This is a genomic window from Polynucleobacter sp. AM-26B4, from assembly GCF_018882285.1.
GTDB lineage: Bacteria > Pseudomonadota > Gammaproteobacteria > Burkholderiales > Burkholderiaceae > Polynucleobacter.
Genome location: NZ_JACVOT010000001.1, coordinates 1,100,734 through 1,121,241 on the forward strand (window position 1 = coordinate 1,100,734; position 20,508 = coordinate 1,121,241).

The 20,508-nt window shown below is 44.6% G+C and carries 18 protein-coding genes; 7 read left to right on the forward strand and 11 right to left on the reverse strand.

Annotation, left to right across the window (positions count from 1 at the left end; genetic code table 11):
• The first annotated feature begins 21 nt into the window (after positions 1-21).
• The 3 genes from purB (at position 22) to ICE88_RS05620 (ending at position 3,615) form a co-directional block, all read left to right on the forward strand.
• Complete coding sequence (gene purB / locus ICE88_RS05610; RefSeq protein ID WP_216250347.1) at positions 22-1,401, forward strand: adenylosuccinate lyase; 1,380 nt, start codon at positions 22-24, stop codon at positions 1,399-1,401.
• On the forward strand, positions 1,401-2,738 hold the full coding sequence (locus tag ICE88_RS05615) for a 3-deoxy-D-manno-octulosonic acid transferase (protein ID WP_255535225.1): 1,338 nt from the start codon (positions 1,401-1,403) through the stop codon (positions 2,736-2,738). The genes purB and ICE88_RS05615 overlap by 1 nt, the downstream gene beginning before the upstream one ends.
• Before the next feature lie 190 nt (positions 2,739-2,928).
• Complete coding sequence (locus tag ICE88_RS05620) at positions 2,929-3,615, forward strand: TerC family protein (protein ID WP_216250349.1); 687 nt, start codon at positions 2,929-2,931, stop codon at positions 3,613-3,615.
• Positions 3,616-3,747: 132 nt separating this feature from the next.
• Here ICE88_RS05620 and secF read toward each other — a convergent pair whose 3' ends face one another.
• From secF to queA, 5 genes are read right to left on the reverse strand one after another with little or no spacing between them, the layout of a single operon-like run.
• The gene (gene secF / locus ICE88_RS05625; protein WP_216250352.1) at positions 3,748-4,725 is read right to left on the reverse strand and encodes a protein translocase subunit SecF; all 978 of its coding nucleotides are present in this window, start codon (positions 4,723-4,725) and stop codon (positions 3,748-3,750) included.
• Positions 4,726-4,737: 12 nt separating this feature from the next.
• Positions 4,738-6,594 carry a protein translocase subunit SecD gene (secD, locus tag ICE88_RS05630; RefSeq protein ID WP_216250355.1) on the reverse strand — a complete coding sequence of 619 codons (1,857 nt, stop codon included), beginning with the start codon at positions 6,592-6,594 and terminating at the stop codon, positions 4,738-4,740.
• A 12-nt stretch (positions 6,595-6,606) separates the two neighbouring features.
• Entirely contained in the window at positions 6,607-6,927 is a 321-nt protein-coding gene (gene yajC / locus ICE88_RS05635) for a preprotein translocase subunit YajC (protein WP_215290311.1), read from the reverse strand.
• Positions 6,928-6,956: 29 nt separating this feature from the next.
• Positions 6,957-8,111, reverse strand: a complete 1,155-nt coding sequence (tgt, locus tag ICE88_RS05640) for a tRNA guanosine(34) transglycosylase Tgt (protein WP_216250358.1) — start codon at positions 8,109-8,111, stop codon at positions 6,957-6,959.
• On the reverse strand, positions 8,108-9,145 hold the full coding sequence (gene queA, locus ICE88_RS05645) for a tRNA preQ1(34) S-adenosylmethionine ribosyltransferase-isomerase QueA (RefSeq protein ID WP_216250360.1): 1,038 nt from the start codon (positions 9,143-9,145) through the stop codon (positions 8,108-8,110). Before queA ends, tgt begins: the two co-directional genes overlap by 4 nt.
• Here queA and recG point away from each other — a divergent pair.
• Genes recG through ubiA form a run of 3 tightly spaced genes read left to right on the forward strand, consistent with a single transcriptional unit; the run spans position 9,133 to position 13,025 of the window.
• On the forward strand, positions 9,133-11,247 hold the full coding sequence (gene recG, locus ICE88_RS05650) for an ATP-dependent DNA helicase RecG (RefSeq protein WP_370624454.1): 2,115 nt from the start codon (positions 9,133-9,135) through the stop codon (positions 11,245-11,247). The two genes, queA and recG, sit on opposite strands and share 13 nt — an antisense overlap.
• Before the next feature lie 12 nt (positions 11,248-11,259).
• Entirely contained in the window at positions 11,260-12,177 is a 918-nt protein-coding gene (locus ICE88_RS05655; protein ID WP_216250371.1) for a LysR substrate-binding domain-containing protein, read from the forward strand.
• Complete coding sequence (ubiA, locus tag ICE88_RS05660) at positions 12,177-13,025, forward strand: 4-hydroxybenzoate octaprenyltransferase (RefSeq protein WP_216250374.1); 849 nt, start codon at positions 12,177-12,179, stop codon at positions 13,023-13,025. Before ICE88_RS05655 ends, ubiA begins: the two co-directional genes overlap by 1 nt.
• A gap of 44 nt (positions 13,026-13,069) precedes the next feature.
• On the opposite strand, the gene proC is transcribed toward ubiA, so the two are convergent.
• The 5 genes from proC to ICE88_RS05685 are packed head-to-tail and all read right to left on the reverse strand — an operon-like array spanning position 13,070 to position 18,500.
• Positions 13,070-13,918 carry a pyrroline-5-carboxylate reductase gene (proC, locus tag ICE88_RS05665; protein WP_216250377.1) on the reverse strand — a complete coding sequence of 283 codons (849 nt, stop codon included), beginning with the start codon at positions 13,916-13,918 and terminating at the stop codon, positions 13,070-13,072.
• Positions 13,915-14,628, reverse strand: coding sequence for a YggS family pyridoxal phosphate-dependent enzyme (locus ICE88_RS05670; protein WP_216250380.1), 714 nt, complete (start codon positions 14,626-14,628; stop codon positions 13,915-13,917). Before ICE88_RS05670 ends, proC begins: the two co-directional genes overlap by 4 nt.
• A complete protein-coding gene (gene glcF / locus ICE88_RS05675; protein WP_216250383.1) occupies positions 14,609-15,904 on the reverse strand; it encodes a glycolate oxidase subunit GlcF in 1,296 nt (431 codons plus the stop codon). The genes ICE88_RS05670 and glcF overlap by 20 nt, the downstream gene beginning before the upstream one ends.
• Position 15,905: 1 nt before the next feature.
• Positions 15,906-17,006 (reverse strand): glycolate oxidase subunit GlcE, encoded by a 1,101-nt coding sequence (gene glcE / locus ICE88_RS05680; protein WP_216250386.1) that lies wholly within the window; start codon positions 17,004-17,006, stop codon positions 15,906-15,908.
• Positions 17,007-18,500, reverse strand: coding sequence for an FAD-linked oxidase C-terminal domain-containing protein (locus tag ICE88_RS05685; protein WP_216250388.1), 1,494 nt, complete (start codon positions 18,498-18,500; stop codon positions 17,007-17,009).
• A gap of 57 nt (positions 18,501-18,557) precedes the next feature.
• On the opposite strand from ICE88_RS05685, the gene ICE88_RS05690 reads away from it, so the two are divergent.
• Entirely contained in the window at positions 18,558-19,130 is a 573-nt protein-coding gene (locus ICE88_RS05690) for a cob(I)yrinic acid a,c-diamide adenosyltransferase (RefSeq protein WP_216250391.1), read from the forward strand.
• Between the two features lie 52 nt (positions 19,131-19,182).
• On the opposite strand, the gene ICE88_RS05695 is transcribed toward ICE88_RS05690, so the two are convergent.
• Positions 19,183-20,304: a 3-deoxy-7-phosphoheptulonate synthase gene (locus tag ICE88_RS05695; RefSeq protein ID WP_216250394.1), complete on the reverse strand. Its 1,122-nt coding sequence runs from the start codon at positions 20,302-20,304 to the stop codon at positions 19,183-19,185.
• Positions 20,305-20,508: the final 204 nt, after the last annotated feature.

Consider the following 20,508-nt stretch of genomic DNA (forward strand, 5'->3'; position numbering starts at 1 on the left):
ATGCTTTTTTAGGAATTAGCTGTGACTACTCAACTATCTACATTAAGTGCTTTATCCCCTTTGGATGGCCGTTACGCCTCAAAAACAGACGGTTTGCGCCCTTGGCTATCAGAGGCAGCCTTCATGAAGCAACGCGTTCAGGTTGAGGTTCACTGGTTAATTGCCCTATCTCAGGCCAAATTACCGGATTTCCCAAGCTTTAGCACCAATGCGGAGGCTGTTTTATTGAAGTTGGTTGCGGATTTCTCTGATGCCGACGCGGAAAGAATCAAAGCCATTGAGGCTGTGACCAATCACGATGTGAAAGCGGTTGAATATTGGATGAAAGAAAAAGTCGTTGGCCAACCTGAATTAGAAAAAGCCAGCGAGTTCATTCACTTTGCCTGTACTTCTGAGGACATTAACAACACATCCCATGGTTTGATGTTGAAGGGGGCTCGTCAAGAAGTTATTTTGCCTAAATTACGTGAACTATTATCAGCGCTGACTAATTTGGCAGTGGTCAATGCAGATGTGCCGATGTTGTCTCGCACACATGGACAACCTGCATCACCAACAACTTTGGGTAAAGAAATGGCGAACGTGGCCATGCGTTTACAAAGAGCCATCGCAAATATTGAAAAAGTGCCTTTGCTTGGCAAAATGAATGGCGCTGTGGGTAACTACAACGCTCACTTGTCTGCATACCCAGATGTGGATTGGGAAAAGTTCTCTAAGGAAGTCGTTGAGAAGCGCTTAGGTTTGGAGTTCAACCCATACACCATTCAGATCGAGCCTCATGACTATATGGCTGAATTGTTTGATGCCGTTGCCAGAGCCAATACGATTTTGCTAGACATGAACCGTGATATTTGGGGTTATATCTCAGTTGGTTATTTCAAACAAAAAACCAAAGCAGGTGAAATCGGTTCATCCACCATGCCGCACAAAGTCAATCCAATTGATTTTGAAAATTCAGAAGGTAACTTAGGTATTGCTAATGCACTTCTAAAACATTTGTCAGAAAAATTACCTGTGTCACGTTGGCAAAGAGATTTAACAGACTCAACAGTGTTGCGTAATTTGGGTACAGCACTTGGTCATAGTCTTTTAGCTTATGACAGCGCATTAAAAGGTTTGGGTAAGTTAGAAACAAACCCTGAGCGCTTGGCTGAAGATCTGAATAATTGCTGGGAAGTATTGGCAGAGCCTGTACAAACAGTGATGCGTCGTTTCGGTGTGCCTAATCCTTATGAGCAGCTAAAAGAGTTGACCAGAGGTAAAGGTATTACTCCAGAAGGTTTGAGAAGCTTCATCCAAGGTTTGGCTATTCCTGATGATGCCAAGAAACTTCTTTTAGAAATGACTCCTGCCTCCTATATCGGTAAAGCAACAGAATTAGCCAAGCGTCTGAAAAAATAATGACCTTGATTGGTAATGCCCCAATGAAGATGAGTCATCGATTGATGATGGGGCTTTACCAATTATTTTGGTATCTGGCCTTGCCATTGGCACTTGGCCGTCTCCTTTGGAAAGGTAGACTGCAAAAAGGTTACCGAGAGCACATCAACGAGCGTTTAGGCATGTCTTGGCCTATCGGCGGAACAACCCCACGTATTTGGGTGCACGCCGTATCTGTTGGCGAAACAAGGGCCGCTGCGCCATTGATTGATGCCTTGATTCAAAGTGGTGAAAAGATTTTGTTGACCCACATGACACCTACTGGAAGAGATACTGGGCGCCAGTTATTTGCAGATCACATCGCTTCAGGTCAATTGGTGCAAAGCTATCTTCCTTATGACATCCATTGGGCTGTGAACTCGTTCTACCAATACTTTTCAATCAAAGTTGGTTTGATCATGGAGACCGAGGTTTGGCCAAGTTTGATTTTGTCTGCTCATCAAAAATCTTTACCCGTCATTCTCATCAACGCAAGATTGTCAGAACGCAGTACTCGTCGGGTTAGTCGGTTTTCAAATTTTGCTCAATTGATTTATCAGTCTTTCACAAAAATTTTGGCTCAAACCAATTTAGATGCTAAGCGCTATAACTCTTTGGGTTTAAGCAATGTGATGGTCACTGGTAATTTGAAGTTTGATGTCACACCCAATCTTGAACAAATTGAGCATGCTTTAGCCCTTAAGAAGAAATTAACTGATCAGGTTCAAATTGTTTGTGCCGCAAGCACCAGAGACGGTGAAGAGGCGTTGATCATTGAGGCGTGGCAAGCATTTCTAAAGACCAAAGAAAATCCAAATGATTTTTGCTTATTGATTGTGCCAAGACATCCGCAGCGATTTGATGATGTTTTTGCCCAATTACAGTCAAGCTTTACAAAAGTGTCGCGTCGATCAAACCTCGGTGATCAACAATTTACTGACGTCATTAATCATGGTGGAGTGATACTTGGCGACTCGATGGGCGAGATGAGTTTTTATTACGCCTTATCTGACGTCGTGATCATGGGCGGAAGTTTGTTGCCATTGGGTGGTCAAAATTTCATTGAGGCATGCGCATTGGGTAGGCCCATTATTCTGGGTGAGCACACATTTAATTTTCAACAGGCCAGCACAGATGTGATTGACTCTAGAGCGGCCATTCGGATTTCTGATGTTGATGAATTGGTGAAGGCTGTGGATTTGTTGTTGACCAATCATCAAGTCAAAGAAGACATGAGTACCAATGCTCTAGATTTCGCGAATCAACACACGGGCGCTACAAAAAAGATCGTCGCAGTTGTTCGGGAAACCCTTTCATAGCTAGATCAAATCCCTAATCTTTATAAGGTTTAATGGTTAATCCCATTACTTCTATAGAATCCCTCAAAACACTGGGGAGTAGCCAGCTCATAGTCATGAGTCTTTTGTATCGTCAACACGGCGTTTAAGCGCCCGGTACATGAGGGGAATGGGTCCTTGGCAAGACCAAATACTATAAAAAGGAAACTCTATGGATTTCATGTCCATTGATGCTATTTGGGCTGTTTTGGCGATTATTCTCATCGACCTAGTGCTCGCAGGAGACAACGCCTTAGTGATTGGTATGGCAGCGAATCGTTTGCCACCACATTTGCGTAAAAAAGCAATTTTTTGGGGCACATTTGGCGCCATCGCGATTCGTTTTATTTCTGTCGCCATCATCACTTACCTCATGATGCTTCCTGGTTTAAGACTTGTGGGCGGTATTGCTTTGGTGTGGATTGGTTGGAAGTTAGCTTTCCAGGACGATCATGAAGAAGTTAAAGCAGCCGATACGTTTTGGTCAGCCATTACAACCATCGTGATTGCAGATGCTGTCATGGGTGTTGATAACGCCTTGGGTATTGCCGCTGCAGCAAACGGTAATTGGGGCTTCATCATCATGGGTTTATTGATCAGTATCCCAGTGGTTATTTTCGGTTCAAGCATGGTGACCAAGATTTTGGATCGTTGGCCTAACGCTGTTTTTATCGGTGGCTTTGTTCTGTTTGCAGTGTCTGTTCAAATGGTTTTGAAAGAGATCTTGTTCGTTGACTACCTTGCAGGTGTGGATCCTTGGATACTCAAACTATCTCCATGGATGTTTGCTATTGCATTGACTGCAATTCAATTCAAGCTATCTAAGAAGGCAAGTAAAAAAGCTGCAGTAGCTATTTAAATAACAATTATTAAATTGGTTACTAATTAACAGTTACCGAGGAAGACAATAAAAAAGCGGGCATTGCCCGCTTTTTTATTTGTAAGAGATATTTAAAAACTATTCAAAAAATATCAATAGAAATATCAATATTTAAACTTGAGCACCAAAGTTAGGGTCATCAGATTTGGTAGCGGTTGCGCTTGCTTTTGTTTCTGCAGACACAAGATCTTCGCGCTTGATGCCAAACCACATGGCTAATGCTGCAGCAACGAATACTGAAGAATAAATACCAAATAAGATGCCGATGGTCAGAGCCAAAGAGAAGTAGTAAAGCGTTGGGCCACCGAATAGCAACATGGCTAACACCATCATCTGCGTACTGCCATGGGTGATGATCGTTCTGCTGGTTGTGCTGGTGATAGCATTATCAATCACTGCAGATACTTCCATTTTTCTGTACTTGCGGAAGTTCTCTCTGATACGGTCAAAAATAACCACAGATTCGTTCACTGAGTATCCAAGAACGGCCAGAACAGCAGCCAATACTGATAGGGAGAATTCCCATTGGAACAAAGCAAAGAATCCCAAAATGATCACGACGTCGTGAAGGTTGGCCAAAATACCTGCCAACGCAAATTTCCACTCAAAGCGAATAGCAAGGTAAACAACAATTCCTAGAATAACGAATATGAGTGCCAGTAAGCCATCGGTCGCTAATTCTTTACCCACTTGAGGCCCTACGAACTCAACACGTTTGAGGGTAACGTCAGAGCTGGAAGCTTTGAGTGTCTCGAGTACTTGATTACTTTGCTGTGAAGATGAGATAGCTTTACCTTGCGCATCTTTTTGAAGTGGCAAGCGAATCAGAACATCTTTTGAGCTACCAAAGTTTTGAACTTGAACATCTTGGTAGCCAAGCTTGGTTAGATCAGCTCTGATGGTATTTAAAGGGGCTGTTTGCTGATAGCTGATTTCCATGACTGTGCCGCCTGTGAACTCAACAGATAGATGCAAGCCCTTGGTGACCAAGAAAAAGACAGCGGCTAAAAAAGTGATCGCGGAAATTGCATTTAGCACCAACGCATGGCGCATAAAGGGAATGTCACGGCGGATACGAAAAAATTCCATGTTGTTTTCCTTTTATTCTGTAGGGCGCCAAACTTCGCCAATAGATAATTTATCGAGTTTCTTTTTGCGACCGTACCAAAGGTTGGCAAGGCCTCTTGCGAAAAATACCGCAGAGAACATCGACGTTAAGATGCCCAAGCTATGCACAACAGCAAAGCCTCTGACCGGACCAGAGCCGAATGCCAATAAAGCAACACCGGCAATTAGAGTGGTGATGTTTGAGTCAAGGATGGTGCCCCAGGCTTTTTCAAAGCCTGTTGCAATCGCTGCTTGTGGCGTGGCTCCTGCACGTAACTCTTCACGAATACGCTCGTTGATGAGCACGTTTGAGTCAATCGCCATACCAAGAGCAAGAGCCATCGCTGCAATACCTGGGAGGGTCAATGTGGCCTGGAGCATTGAAAGAACTGCTACCAATAGGAATAAGTTGACCGACAAAGCGATGACAGAGAACACACCAAATAATAGGTAATAGGCAATCATGAAAATCGCAATGGCGGTAAATCCATAAATCACAGAGTTAAAGCCCATCGAGATATTTTCGGCACCCAAGCTAGGTCCAATAGTTCTTTCTTCAATGATTTCCATTGGGGCAGCCAATGAGCCTGCGCGAAGCAATAGGGCTAAATCATTCGCACTGTCAGTGCTTGGCTGACCAGTGATTTGAAACTTAGAGCCAAACTCGCTTTGAATAGTCGCAACTGTTAATACTTCGCCACGACCCTTTTCAAAAAGAATCATGCCCATTGGTTTGCCAATGTTCTCGCGAGTGATCTCTTGCATCACGCGTCCACCAGCAGAGTCCAAAGTGATGTTCACAGCTGGACGTTGATTTGAATCAAAGCCTGCTGAGGCGCTCGTGATTCGATCACCACTAAAAATCACTGACTTTTTAAAGACAACCTGACGACCATCACCCATTTTGAAAACATCAGAGCCTGGAGGAGGGAGTTCGCCAGAGAGTAAATAGGTCTTGATTGGGTCTGCTAGGCGAGACTCAAGGGTCGCCGTACGTCCGATGATGTCTTTTGCTCTAGCTGTATCTTGTACGCCCGGCAATTGCACAATGATTCTGTCTTGACCTTGCTGTTGAATCACTGGTTCTGCCACACCTAATTCATTCACACGATTGTGAAGGGTGGTGATGTTTTGTTTAACAGCATTTTCTTGAACTTCTTTGACTGCTGAATCTTTGAATTTGCCGACTAACTTGAAGCCGTCGGCAGACTTCTCAACGGTGAATTCAAGACCTTGTAAATTACTGTTCAGCAAGGTTTTGGCGCTAGCTGCATCTTCTTGATTAGGGAATCTAACAACAATTGTGTCGCCCTGACGCTCAATGCCAGAGTGACGTAAACCTTTTTCACGAAGCTGTGAGCGGGTATCGGTGCTCAAGCTTTCTAATTTCTTTTGTAGTGCGCCTCTCATGTCCACTTGTAAAAGGAAGTGAACGCCGCCTCTTAGATCAAGGCCCAAATACATTGGCATTGCGCCCATGGAGCTTAACCAAGCGGGAGTGTTAGAAATTAGATTAAGCGCAATGACATAACTTTGATCATTGCTATCTGGGTTCAAGGATTTTTGTAAAACATCCTTGGCCTTCAACTGGGTGTCAGTGTTATTAAGGCGAACCTTGATCGTGCCGTTCGCCCCAATGCGTTCAAATTGGATACCTTTTGGCTCAATCTGTGCGCTCTTTAAGATGTCGGCAATACGGTCTTGCATATTGCCATCAATTTTTACCGTGACTTTACCCGCTGAGATTTGTACTGCCGGGGCCTCCCCAAAAAAATTTGGAAGAGTGTATAGAGCTCCAATGAGAAGCGCTATAACGATGACGAGGTATTTCCACAGCGGGTAACGGTTCATGCTAAAACTTTCTTAGATTTCTTTGATCGTGCCTTTTGGTAAAACAGCAGTAATTGCATTCTTTTGCATTTTTACTTCTGTTCCAGGTAGCAACTCAACTGTGACATACGGATCTTTTAGAGTAGTTACTTTGCCCATTAGGCCGCCAACAGTCACAACCTCATCACCAACTGCCAAAGCCTCAAGCATGTTTCTAACTTCTTTTTGACGCTTCATTTGTGGACGAATCATCACAAAGTACAAAACAACAAACATCAATACCAAAGGTAAAAAACCCATTAATCCACCAGATTCTGCTCCGGCTGTCTGTGCATATGCGTTACTGATCAACATCTTATTTCCTCCAAGTAGAAAGTCTGATTTTACCCTGTAGTTTCAAGGACACCTAAAGCTCTGTTTTTATGAAATTCCTTAATAAATTCAGGGAATAGATCCTCATCTAAGGACTGTCTAATTTCACTCATCAGATTGATGTAATAGTGAATATTGTGAATCGTGTTGAGCTGCGCCCCAAGGATCTCATTGGTTTTTTGCAAATGGTGCAAATAGGCTCTTGAAAAGTTGCGGCAGGTATAGCAACCACAGCTTGCATCCAAAGGACGGGTATCGTCTTTGAAGGCAGCATTTCTGAGTTTTAAGTCGCCAAATCGAGTGAATAACCAGCCATTTCTTGCGTTTCTGGTCGGCATCACGCAATCAAACATATCAATACCTTGGCTCACACCTAGAACCAAATCTTCAGGTGTGCCAACGCCCATCAAATAATGAGGTTTGTTTTCAGGTAACTTTGGACCAATGTGGCTCAGAATTCTTTCAAATTCTGGTTTGGGCTCTCCTACTGATAGGCCGCCAATGGCGATACCGTCAAAGTCTTGATTGGCGACTCCATCCAAAGAAACATCTCTGAGATGCTCAAACATCCCGCCTTGCACGATGCCAAATAAAGCATTGCCTGTATTGAGTTCTCTGAATCTACGTATAGAGCGCTCACCCCATCTGAGTGAAAGCTCTAATGAGTTCTTGGCAGTTTTTTCGTCTGTGGTGATGCCATTGGTTTCGTAAGGGGTGCACTCATCAAATTGCATCGCGATGTCACTGTTCAAGACCGCCTGGATATCCATTGAGATCTCAGGAGACATGAATAACTTGTCGCCATTCACCGGTGATGCAAAGGCAACACCCTCTTCAGTGATTTTTCTTAAGGCACCCAAACTGAACACCTGAAAACCACCAGAATCCGTCAAGATAGGCTTTTTCCAGCCCATGAAGTCATGTAAGCCTTGATGCTTACCAATCACATCAAGACCTGGTCTTAGCCATAGATGAAAGGTGTTACCAAGCACGATTTGCGCAGCGGCTTCCTCGAGGTCTCGAGGCGTCATTCCTTTGACGGTGCCGTAGGTTCCAACCGGCATAAAAATAGGGGTTTGAACTTTGCCATGCGTGAGACTTAGTTCTCCTCTGCGGGCATGTGTTCGGGAATCTTTTTTGAGAAGTTTGAAGTTAAATGAATTCATTGACGTGTGAGTAGCATTGCATCGCCATAGCTGAAGAAGCGATATTGTTGTTGGATGGCATGATCATAAGCTTTTCTGATGGGCTCTACCCCAGCAAAGGCGCTGACCAACATGAGCAAGGTTGAGCAGGGTAAGTGAAAGTTGGTGATCAATTGATCGACCACCTTGAATTCGTAGCCTGGGGTGATGAATAATTTTGTTTCACCCTCTTGGATACCAAATGCAGCTGATGACTCAAGAGCTCTCAAACTGGTGGTGCCCACGGCAATCACTTTTCCACCTGCCAATTTGGTTTGTTTTATGAGCTCCTGTGTTTCTGTTGGAATGGAGAACCACTCGCTGTGCATTTTGTGTTCAGATAAATCTTCGGTTCTAACAGGAGTGAAAGTGCCAGCGCCAACATGCAAAGTGAGGGTGGTGTATTTGATTCCCTTGGCCATGACTTTGTCTAAAGTTGCTTGATCAAAGTGAAGACCTGCGGTTGGGGCAGCAACTGCACCAGGATTTTTGGCCACGACAGTTTGGTAGCGTTCTAAATCATCGGCATTCGCTTCATGGGTGATATAGGGTGGCAGCGGTAGTTGTCCGTGTTTTTCTAGTAAAGATAAACATGGCGAAGAGAATTTAATTTCATAGAAGCGATTATCCGAGTCATCAGGGCGACCCATGACTTCTATTTCAAATGGCTCATCATCGCTGCCCAAGATGATTTTGTTGCCAGGTTTTGGGGATTTTGAAGCTCTGATTTGAGCAAGCGCTGTGGTTTCACCTGTGATTCTTTCTAAGAAGACTTCAACGGCACCACCAGATTCTTTTTTGCCAAATAAACGGGCAGGGATAACTTTTGTATCATTGAATACCAATAAGTCATTGGGATTTAACAAATCAATCAAATCAGTGAATTGTTGATTTTTGATGACGATGTCTGCAGCATTATTTTCCAGAACGAGTAACCTGCTAGCCGTTCTATTGGGAAGTGGGTTTTGAGCAATTAACTCGGGCGGCAGGTTGTAATTAAAGTCTGAAAGACGCATCGCTGTACCATGGGAATATAAAGATTTTATCAATGACCAAAAAAGCCAGTTCACCTTCATTAGAAAAGCTAGGATTGCACTCCAGCTTGGACTGCGTTTTACATCTACCTATTCGTTATGAGGACGAAACCAAATTATCAACCATTGGGCAGGCTGTTGGTACTTTTGGCGGATTGACCTTTCAGGTGCAAGGGGTTGTGATCAAGCAAGAGGTTTTGTTTCGTCCCAGAAGGCAATTATTGGTGGTCATCAGAGACGAGCATGGGGATGAGTTATTCCTCCGATGGTTGAACTTTTACCCCAGCCAGCAAAAGCAAATGGCTGTTGGGGTTAATTTGAGGGTGCGCGGTGAAATCAGAGATGGATTTTATGGCCCCGAGATGGTTCACCCGGGAGTTAAAGCAGTGAGCCCTGATACTCCTTTGCCAAGTACTTTGACGCCGGTTTATTCAACCGTGGCAGGTGTTGGTCAGCATGTGATTCGCCAAGCCATCAACAAGGCGTTTAAAGATGATGAATTGCAGTCACATTTAAAAGATCTTTTGCCCAAAGAAGTCATGGCAAGTACTTTTGTGGGTTTAGACATTCCAAGTTTGTGGAGTGCTTTAAACACTTTGCACCAGCCGGGTAAGTCTGATGATTTGGCAGCGATTCAAGATCGCCATCATCCTGCCTGGAGACGGGTTCAGATAGAAGAGTTGCTGGCTCAGCAATTATCTCTTTTGCAGGCTCGTGAAAAACGCTTGGCTCGTCAAGCTGTGCGCATGAATGAGAAGGCCGTCAAAGGTGGCGTGCTGGAGAAATTTTTAAAGCAATTGCCTTTTCAGTTGACCAATGCTCAACAGCAATCTTGGGTGGATATCTTGAAAGACTTGGGTGAGTCATACCCGATGAACAGGCTTTTGCAAGGGGATGTTGGCAGTGGCAAAACTGTGGTGGCCACTTTGGCGGCATTGCATTGCATTGATCATGGCTATCAAGCGGCAATCATGGCACCAACAGAAATACTCGCTGAGCAACACTACCGCAAATTAAAAAGTTGGCTTGAGCCTTTGGGTGTGAAGATAACCTGGTTAACCGGCTCTCTGAAGGCCAAAGAAAAGCGAGAGGCTCAAGAGCTCATCTGTAATGGCGAAGCGCAGTTAGTGATTGGAACTCATGCCTTGATTCAAGAGGGTGTTGAGTTTGCAAGATTGGGATTTGCGGTGATTGATGAGCAGCATCGCTTTGGAGTTAAGCAGCGTTTACGTTTGCAACAAAAAATTGATGACGTTGAAGTTGATTGTCATCAGTTGATGATGTCTGCAACACCGATACCAAGAACGTTGGCGATGACCTTTTATGCTGACTTAGAGGTGTCCGTTATCAATGAATTGCCACCTGGTAGAACTCCGATTGTCACCAAACTAGTTAAAAACGAACGTCGCCAAGAGTTGGTCTTGGGGCTCGTGTCTGAGTTAGATAAAGGGCGCCAAGTTTATTGGGTGTGCCCTTTGATTGAAGAATCTGAGGTCTTGCAATTAAAGACAGCGGTAGAGACTCATGCGGCGCTTCAAGAGGCTTTGCCTGGGGTTGCGATTGGTTTGGTTCATGGTCGCTTAAAGGGCGCTGAGAAAAATGCTGTGATGCAAGCATTTGCTGCAGGCGATATCCAGGTTTTGGTGGCCACGACTGTGATTGAGGTCGGGGTGGATGTGCCAAATGCCTCATTGATGATCATTGAGCATGCGGAAAGATTTGGCTACTCACAACTTCATCAATTAAGAGGTCGAGTCGGACGGGGCTCGGCTGAGTCAGTATGTATTTTGTTATACGGCCCTGAACTATCAATGGCAGCGAAAGAGCGTTTACAAACACTCAAAGAGACACAGGATGGTTTTGTGATTGCCGAGCGAGATTTGGCTTTGCGCGGACCGGGTGAATTGCTAGGTTCGAAGCAATCAGGTGATGCAATGTTGCGCTTTATTGATTTACAAAAAGAATCTTGGTTGATTGAAAAAACTCAAGAGTTAGCCAAGCAACTCCTCATCAGTCACCCCGATATTGCTCAGGAACATTTATTGCGTTGGTTGGGTAATCGTGCTGAATATCTAAAAGCTTGATATCCTCTCTGTATGACACTCACAGAACTTCGATATATCGTTGCTGTTGCAAGGGAGCGCCACTTTGGCCGAGCAGCTGAGGCTTGCTTTGTTTCTCAGCCAACCTTATCGGTCGCAATCAAAAAATTAGAAGATGAGCTCAATGTTCAGATTTTTGAGCGTTCTGGTTCTGAGCTGGCAATCACTGCTTTGGGGCATACGATCATTCATCAGGCCCAAAAGGTCTTAGATGAAGCCCAGCTCATCAAACACTTGGCTCAACATGGTCAGGACCCTCTTTCAGGCCCTGTGCGTCTTGGAACCATCTACACGATCGCACCTTATTTGTTGCCAAAATTAATCGCCAAATGTCGTGAAGCATTGCCGCAGATGCCTTTGTACCTTCAAGAAAATTTCACGACAAAGCTTTTGGAGCTTTTAAAGCAAGGTGATATTGATGCTGCCATCATGGCTGATACATTTCCACAAAGTGGTCTTGAGGTTTTACCTTTGTATGAAGAAGGCTTCATGGTCGCGGTTCCTCAAGGACATCCTTGGCAAACCCTGTCCATCATTCAGCATAATGAATTGCAGTCACAAAAAACATTGTTGTTGGGTGAGGGGCACTGCTTCAGAGATCAGGTTTTAGATATTTGTCCTGACATGCAAAAAAATCAAAAAGATGGAGAGATCAGTACTTTTGAAGGATCCTCATTAGAGACTATTCGACAGATGGTGGCGGGCGGCATAGGTATCAGCATCATGCCAATCACATCGATCCCTGAGGATGCTAATAGCAATGGTTTGATTCGCTACATTCCATTTGCCAATCCGATTCCTAAGCGTCGCGTGGTCTTGGCTTGGCGTAAGAGTTACGCTAGAACAAAAGCCATGCATGCTTTGGCCGATGCGATTAAATCATCTGGCATGACAGGGGTGGATTTCTTGTAATGGCTTCAAGGTTGTCTGATTATTTAGCGCTGATTCGATTTGATAAACCAATTGGCACCTTATTGGTCTTGTGGCCAACTTTGTGGGGTTTGTGGATTGCATCGATTGGCGAGCCAAAAGCATCTCATCTGATTATTTTTGTTTTGGGTTGCTTTCTGATGAGAAGCGCCGGTTGCGCCATCAATGACTACGCTGATCGAGATTTTGATAAGCATGTCTCAAGAACCCAAGATCGTCCTCTCACTGCTGGAAGAATCAAGCCTGTAGAAGCGCTGATCATTGCGGCAATACTTGCGATTTTGGCCTTCATCTTGATTTTGCCACTCAATACATACACAAAGATTTTGTCTGTTCCTGCAGTGGCCATTGCAATTATTTATCCCTTCACTAAAAGGTTTTTTTCGATTCCTCAAGCCATTTTGGGCATTGCTTTTTCATTTGGTATTCCAATGGCCTTTGCGGCCGTTATGAACGAGATACCTGCTTATGCATGGTTATTGGTACTTGCAAACATCGCTTGGGCGATTGCTTACGATACCGCTTATGCCATGGTTGATAGGGACGATGATTTGAGTTTAGGTATCAAGACGTCTGCCATCACGTTTGGGCAGTTTGATGTTTTAGCCATTTGCATTTGCTATGGCATCAGCCTTCTTTGCTTTGTTGTGCTTGGATGGTTGTTGGCATTCCCTACAATCTTTTGGATCTTTTTGGGATTAGCCTTTTTGCTGTCTATTTATTATTTCCAATTGATCAAAGATCGTCAGAAAGAAAAGTGCTTTTTGGCATTCAGAAGAAACAATTGGTTTGGCATGAGCTTGTTTTTAGCCATCGCCTTCGCTTACTAAAATTCTAGCGGCACATCAATCAGAGAAATGATTGATGTAGGTTCTTATTGCTTACTAAATTCTTCGCCCATGGCTTCGCTGCGATCGCTGGCTGCTGCAACCGCTTTCATCATGATGTTGGCCCAAGACTCTTGCTCAAGAACTGTTAGTGCAGCATAAGTTGTGCCACCTTTTGAAGTCACACGCTCTCTAAGAGTGGCTGGTGACTCTGTGGATTGAGCTGCAAGCTTGGCAGCCCCCTGCAAAGTTTGTATCGCCAATAGACGTGCCTGCTCTTGTGAGAGCCCTTGAGCAATGGCAGCCTTCTCAAGAGATTCCAAGAAGGCAAATACATACGCTGGACCACTGCCAGATACGGCCGTGATGTCATCCATTTGTTTTTCAGAGTCAACCCAAACAATCTTGCCTACGGCTTCACAAATCGAGCTTGCAAGTGCTTTGTCTGTAGCGCTGATATTGCTATCTGCAAATAGGCCAGTCATGCCTTCACCAATCAAGGCAGGCGTATTGGGCATGGCACGGATGATTCTCTGGTGCCCAAGCCACTTGGCCATGTCGGCTGTTTTAATACCAGCCGCCACGCTCAAGCATAGAGGTTTGTTCGAGAGTGACTTCAATACAAGTGCTAACTCAGCAGCAGCTTCTTTAAATTGTTGTGGCTTAACAGCCATGACAAGAACATCGCAACTTTCAATGTGTGGCGCTAATTTATCCACAGATGCAGCGCAAATGATTGAAAGATCGCTTTCAAGGCGTTGACGTGTTTGATCAAATGGATCAGCGACAAACATATTCTTTGCCAAAGCTCCCTGATTAATCAAACCACCAATCAAAGCGCTGGCCATGTTTCCGCCACCAATGAAGCCGATTTTTAAATTTGCTAATGAAGTCATAAATAAGTTCTTTTGCCAAAAATTGCTGTGCCAACACGCACCATCGTACTACCTTCTGCAATCGCAGCTTCAATATCTGAAGACATGCCCATGGATAAAGTATCTAACTGGACCTTCTGATGATCCAGGGCAGTGGATTGCTGTAATTTGCTTAAAAGCTCACGTAATTGTTGGTGAGCCTTTCTTTGAACCTGCACATCATCGGTGGGCTCTGGAATGCTCATGAGGCCTCTTAGGTGTAGATTTGGCATGTCTGATATTTTTTGGCAGATATCTAAAAGCTCATCGGGCTGAATGCCGCTCTTGGATGCCTCGCCGCTGATGTTCACTTGAACGCAAACTTCTAATGGCGGCAAATGAGAGGGTCTCTGATCATTTAAGCGTTGGGCAATTTTGATGCGATCGATGCTGTGAACCCAATCAAAGTTTTCTGCCACATCTTTCGATTTATTGCTTTGAATTGGGCCGATAAAGTGCCACTCAAGGCTTGAACGCAAATCTTTTAGTTCTAATACTTTGGCAACACCTTCTTGAACATAGTTTTCACCAAAGCATCTTTGGCCAAGAGCAAAAGCATCTCTGACATCTTCCGCTGGAAATGTTTTGGAGACAGCCAATAACTTAATATCTTGCGCAGAGCGACCACAAGCTATGGCAGCTTGATGGATGCGCTCTTTGATGGCATGTAAATTATTTTGAAGTGCTGACATGTCCCATGTTCTTCTCGATGAGAGAGTCAATCAGTTCAATCCAATGTTCAACAGGAGTTGTTTCATTTTGCAAATGAGTGATACAGCCAACGTTCGCAGAAACGATTCTTTGCGCTTGATGATCAGTAACCGCCTGCTGAAGATTATGCAATTTTTGCTCTTTTAGCTGTTTGGATAGATCAGCTTGCAAAATTGAATAAGTACCAGCTGAGCCACAACATAGGTGACTGTCTTGGCAAGTATTGATGCTAATGCCTAGCTTTCCAAGCATGGCTTCTAGCTGGCCCTTGATTTTCTGACCATGCTGCAAAGTGCAAGGTGGATGGAAAATCACGCCTTCTTGTTTTGCGCGATCACCAACCAAGCCTTGAAGCTTTTCAAGATACTGAGGCAAGACTTCGACCAAGTCTTTGCATAGATCTGAAACAACTTGGGCTTTCTTGGCATAAATAGGGTCGTCTTTTAGGATGTGACCATATTCTTTGATGGTGACGCCGCAACCTGAAGCGTTCATCAAGATGGCTTGAACCTTTTCACCTTGGCATTCAGGAGCAGTTCCTTCAATGTATGGCCACCATGCATCAATATTGCGACGCATATCATTCAAACCACCTTCTTGTTCGTTTAAATGGTATTTCAAGGCGCCACAACAACCAGCTTTAGGAGCGGCCAAAACATCAACGCCCAAGTGAGACATCACTCTGAAACTTGCATTATTGATGTTGGGTAGCATGCCCGGTTGAACGCAACCTTCCAAGATCAGCATCTTGGCTTTATTTAAGTTAGCCGCAGGTCTTGTGCCAGGATTTTTTCCTTGAGGAATTTTTTGCTTGATGGCTGCTGGCATGAGAGGGCGCACAATTCTTCCAATGCGCATCGCATTATCAAATAATGTTTTGTTTGTTAAGCCATTGGCCAAGGCTTTGCGAAGCATTCTTTCCATGAATGGTCTTGGCTTGGTTTGTTCTTCAGCCCACTTACGACCAATATCAATCAGGTGACCATAGTCAACGCCGCTAGGACAGGTGCTTTCGCAGTTGCGGCAGGTCAAGCAGCGATCTAAATGTTCTCTGGTTTTTTCAGTGGCTTCTTTGCCCTCAGCAATTTGTTTGATCAAATAAATACGTCCGCGCGGACCATCTAATTCATCACCCAGTAGCTGATAGGTGGGGCAGGTTGCTGTACAAAAACCACAATGGACACATTTACTCAAAATACTTTGAGCCATCGTGCCATCAGGAGTGCCTATAAATTGAGGAGCTAGTTGTGTTTGCATATTAGGCCAATCTTCCAGTTGCAAAAACGCCATGCGGATCGAATGCTTTTACGAGTCGATCTTGAACGATTGCCAAAGGGCTTGTTAGAGGGTTATCTTTTAGTGAGCTGAGCATCGCTTGGTTTTTATTGCTTGCTCTAAAAATACTTGCATGACCATTGGCTCTGAAAGCAATCTTCTTGGCGCTTTCTGCATCAAGCTGACCTTTCCACCAACGCTGTCCACCATGCCATTCAATCAAGCTTGTGCCTGGTAAATCTAATGGCTCTGATGTTGGAGCTACTGCAAAGCGCCACAGTGGTGAATCGCTAGCCTCATTGAACCAAGTATTTTTTTGTTCTTTTAAGTCATTCCAAAAAATAGCGGCTTGCTCATCATCAATGACTTTCATGCCGTATTTTTGACCAAAAGTTTGGATGGCTGATTGCACAGCTGCTTTGGCACCACTCAATCGAAGGTGAAGGGTTCCTGAGCCATCGCCTTGCCAGCAAGAAGCACTCAAAGGCCATGGTTGGCTTGCCAAGAGGTTCATTAACTGAATAGCTTCAGCTTGAGTAATTTGCGTTGCAACTGTGGCACTCGCTGCTGGTTTTGGTAAAACTTTGATGGATACATCTAGTAGCAGTCCCAAAGTGCCGAATGAACCTGGCATTAATCTTGAGACATCATAACCAGCCACGTTTTTCATGACGGTACCGCCGAAGTTCATGATTTGAGCTTGCCCATCCATGATTTTTGCGCCCAAAACAAAATCTCTGAGGTTGCCAGCGCTCACGCGACCAGGACCTGCTAAACCTGCACAAACCATGCCGCCAATGGTCGCGTTAGCGCCAAAGTGTGGGGATTCAAATGAGAACTGTTGATTCTTTTCTGCAAGGATTGATTCAACTTCTTTGATGGGGGTGCCAGCCTTGACTGTGATCACCAGTTCATCTGGCTGATAACTCACCACACCTTGATAGTCTTTGGTTGATAGAGGTGTGCCTTTGAGCTCACCACCTAACCAATCCTTAGAACCAGAACCTGTGATGCGCAACAATTGTTTGGCTTGTACTGCACCTTGGATTTGCTCTGCAAATCCTTTTAATAATTGATCACTCATTTAGAAGCGCTCCAATTCTGGGTGAGGTAAAACGCCTCCAGTGACGCGCATGCGGCCATATTCGGCGCAGCGGTTGAGTGTTGGGATTGCTTTATCAGGATTCAATAATTTATCTGGATCAAACGCTGCTTTCACTCTCCAGAAAAGTTCGCGCTCTGAGTCACTGAACTGAACACACATTTCATTGATCTTCTCAATACCTACGCCGTGTTCACCAGTGATGGTGCCGCCAAGCTCGACACAAGTTCTTAAAATATCACTGCCGAATGCTTCGGCACGGTGCCATTCAGCTTCATCTGCGCCGTTGAACATGATGAGTGGATGCATGTTGCCATCGCCTGCGTGGAACACGTTCATGCAGCCCAATTGATATTTCTTTTCCATTTCTTGAATGCGTTTTAGCAATGTCGCAATGTGTTGACGTGGAATGGTTCCATCCATGCAGTAGTAGTCAGCAGAAATTCTGCCGGCAGCTGGGAAAGCATTTTTTCTGCCGCTCCAAAACTTCAGACGCTCGGCTTCATTCTGTGAAACTTGGATGCGGATGGCGCCACTGTTTTTTAGAACAGCTGTCATGCGTTCAATTTCTTCAGCCACTTCTTCAGGTGTGCCATCAGATTCGCACAACAAAATCGCCGCTGCGTTCACATCGTAACCAGCATGAACAAACTCTTCCACAGCACGCGTTGCCGCCTGATCCATCATTTCTAGACCCGCTGGAATGATGCCTGCTGCAACAATTGCTGCAACGGCATTGCCGCCTTTTTCTACATCATCAAAGCTGGCCATGATGACTTGTGCCAACTGAGGTTTAGGAACTAATTTCACTGTCACTTCTGTGATCACGGCTAGCATGCCTTCGCTGCCGACCAAGATTGAGATTAAATCCAATCCCGGTGCATCTGGCGCAAGACTGCCGAACTCAACCACTTCGCCACTCATCAAAATGCCACGCACTTTAAGAATGTTGTGAAGAGTTAGACCGTACTTTAAGCAATGCACGCCACCTGAGTTTTCACTGACATTGCCACCAATCGAACAGGCAATTTGAGAGGATGGGTCCGGAGCGTAATACAAACCATGTTTTGCAACTGCTTCAGAAATCGCTAAATTTCTAACACCCGGTTGAACCACTGCGGTTCTGGCAATAGGATCAACGTGAATGATTTTCTTGAGTTTTGCTAATGACAACACCAAACCTTGAGAAATCGGCATGGCACCACCTGAAAGACCTGTTCCTGCTCCTCTTGGGACGATTGGCACCTGCAGTTCTTTACAAACCTTGATGACTTCAACGGCTTGGGCCTCGGTTTCTGGAAGGGCAACCGCCAAAGGCATTTGGCGATAAGCCGCTAAACCATCGCATTCATAAGGGATTGTGTCCTCGGGCTCCCAAAGTAGGGCGTGCTCGGGTAAATGAGGCTTTAAAGCCTTAACCAGGTGGGCTTGGCGGGCTTTAATGAAAGCCTCAGAGTTCTCGTTAACAGTATTCATATGTCTCGATTTTTGGTGGTTTAGCTCTATTCTAGCCATTTCCCTATAATCAGTCATATGGGTAAAAGATTGACACAAATTGCAACACGCACAGGCGATGCTGGCACCACCGGTTTAGGTGATGGTCAACGCGTTGATAAAGACCATCTCAGAATCTGCGCCATGGGCGACGTTGATGAGCTAAATTCAGAAATTGGGGTCTTGATCACTGAAGATATTCCTCCGTCAATTGCCTCTGAATTAAAAGAATTGTTTTCCACCGTGCAACACGATTTATTCGATTTGGGTGGAGAGTTATGCATTCCTAACTACACCTTGCTCAAAGAAGAGCAAGTTGCTCAATTAGATGTTTGGCTTGAAAAATACAATGCCAGCTTGCCTCGCTTAGAAGAATTCATTCTTCCTGGTGGCACGCGTGCAGCAGCCCAAGCTCATGTGTGTAGAACTGTTTGTAGAAGAGCTGAGCGTTCAATCGTGAAATTGGGTCGTCATGAGCCCATTCATGATTCGCCACGTCAATACGTCAACAGACTTTCAGATTTATTGTTTGTTTTAGCTCGTGTGCTCAATCGCGCTGCAGGCGGCACTGATGTTTTGTGGAACCACAAAAAAGACCCCGAAGGGTCTTGATTGCTTAGTTAGTTGTTGACTGAGTTGAATGCTCAGTCAGTCAGCTGCCAGATCACTTCTTGCGACGCTTTTTAACGCCTTCTGCAAGGATCTCTAGTACATCCAAAGAGTCATCCCAACCAATACAAGCATCAGTAATGCTGGTGGCGTATTTGAGCTCTTGAGGATTGTCTTTGCCTGGAGTGAATTTTTGAGCTCCAGCAAACAGATGACTTTCCACCATCACGCCGAATACTTGTTTTGAGCCCTTGGCCAATTGACCAGCAATGTCTTTGGCCACTTCAATCTGACGCTCGTGCTGTTTGCTTGAGTTGGCATGAGAGCAGTCAACCATCAATGAAGCTGGTAACTTCGCTGCTTCAAGTTCGCTACAAGCTTTGGCAACGCTTTCTTCATCGTAGTTCGTGGTTTTGCCGCCACGAAGAATGACGTGGCAATCGCCATTGCCTTTTGTTTCAACAATCGCCACCTGACCGTTTTTGTGAACTGATAAGAAGTGGTGTGGACGACTCGCTGATTGAATCGCATCGGTAGCAATTTTGATGTTGCCATCAGTACCATTCTTAAAGCCAATCGGTGCTGAGATACCAGAAGCAAGTTCACGGTGAATTTGGCTTTCTGTGGTTCTTGCTCCAATCGCGCCCCAAGAAATAAGGTCGCCGATGTATTGTGGAGAAATCACATCCAAGAATTCACTGCCAGCAGGCATGCCCATGCGATTGATTTCAATCAATAGATGACGAGCAATTCTCAAGCCCTCATCAATACGGTAGCTTTCATCAAGATACGGATCATTGATCAAGCCTTTCCAACCGACTGTTGTGCGAGGCTTTTCAAAATAAACGCGCATCACGATTTCTAATTCGCCTTCATATTTTTTACGTTGTTCTAATAATTTATGAGCATAAGCAATCGCAGCGCTTGGATCATGAATAGAACATGGGCCAATGATCACCAAAAGACGGTCATCTTTGCCATGCATGATGTCGCGAATCTTCTTTCTGGTTTTGCTGATCAATTTCTCAACAGATGTTCCCTGAATAGGAAAGAAGCGAATGAGATGCTCTGGCGGTGGTAGCACCGTGATATTTTGAATGCGGGCATCATCAGTCTCTGACGTCTTATCAATACTGGCATACCAGCTGTCTCTTGTACTGAGAGATTTATCAACCATTTCATTAACTCCTTTTTCTATTACCGTCATTCTTAAATCTGTAAAAAAAAACCGCCGTTAGTGTCGGCGGTTATTTTGAGTGCTGGAAATTTATGCTTGAATTTCTGCCTCTCGACCGCCGTGGGCTGAGAACCAAAAGTAAAAGAAATAAAATTTATTTGCAGACATGGGGTTAATGTAGCACAGTTTTATTGACTTTAGTGA

Bases quoted from the DNA above. Each gene is read 5' to 3' on its own strand.
- ICE88_RS05615 (WP_255535225.1), top strand. From the start codon at position 1,401: ATGACCTTGATTGGTAATGCCCCAATGAAGATGAGTCATCGATTGATG.
- ICE88_RS05620 (WP_216250349.1), top strand. From the start codon at position 2,929: ATGGATTTCATGTCCATTGATGCTATTTGGGCTGTTTTGGCGATTATT.
- secF (WP_216250352.1), bottom strand. From the start codon at position 4,725: ATGGAATTTTTTCGTATCCGCCGTGACATTCCCTTTATGCGCCATGCG.
- secD (WP_216250355.1), bottom strand. From the start codon at position 6,594: ATGAACCGTTACCCGCTGTGGAAATACCTCGTCATCGTTATAGCGCTT.
- yajC (WP_215290311.1), bottom strand. From the start codon at position 6,927: ATGTTGATCAGTAACGCATATGCACAGACAGCCGGAGCAGAATCTGGT.
- tgt (WP_216250358.1), bottom strand. From the start codon at position 8,111: ATGAATTCATTTAACTTCAAACTTCTCAAAAAAGATTCCCGAACACAT.
- queA (WP_216250360.1), bottom strand. From the start codon at position 9,145: ATGCGTCTTTCAGACTTTAATTACAACCTGCCGCCCGAGTTAATTGCT.
- ICE88_RS05655 (WP_216250371.1), top strand. From the start codon at position 11,260: ATGACACTCACAGAACTTCGATATATCGTTGCTGTTGCAAGGGAGCGC.
- ubiA (WP_216250374.1), top strand. From the start codon at position 12,177: ATGGCTTCAAGGTTGTCTGATTATTTAGCGCTGATTCGATTTGATAAA.
- proC (WP_216250377.1), bottom strand. From the start codon at position 13,918: ATGACTTCATTAGCAAATTTAAAAATCGGCTTCATTGGTGGCGGAAAC.
- ICE88_RS05670 (WP_216250380.1), bottom strand. From the start codon at position 14,628: ATGTCAGCACTTCAAAATAATTTACATGCCATCAAAGAGCGCATCCAT.
- glcF (WP_216250383.1), bottom strand. From the start codon at position 15,904: ATGCAAACACAACTAGCTCCTCAATTTATAGGCACTCCTGATGGCACG.
- glcE (WP_216250386.1), bottom strand. From the start codon at position 17,006: ATGAGTGATCAATTATTAAAAGGATTTGCAGAGCAAATCCAAGGTGCA.
- ICE88_RS05685 (WP_216250388.1), bottom strand. From the start codon at position 18,500: ATGAATACTGTTAACGAGAACTCTGAGGCTTTCATTAAAGCCCGCCAA.
- ICE88_RS05690 (WP_216250391.1), top strand. From the start codon at position 18,558: ATGGGTAAAAGATTGACACAAATTGCAACACGCACAGGCGATGCTGGC.
- ICE88_RS05695 (WP_216250394.1), bottom strand. From the start codon at position 20,304: ATGGTTGATAAATCTCTCAGTACAAGAGACAGCTGGTATGCCAGTATT.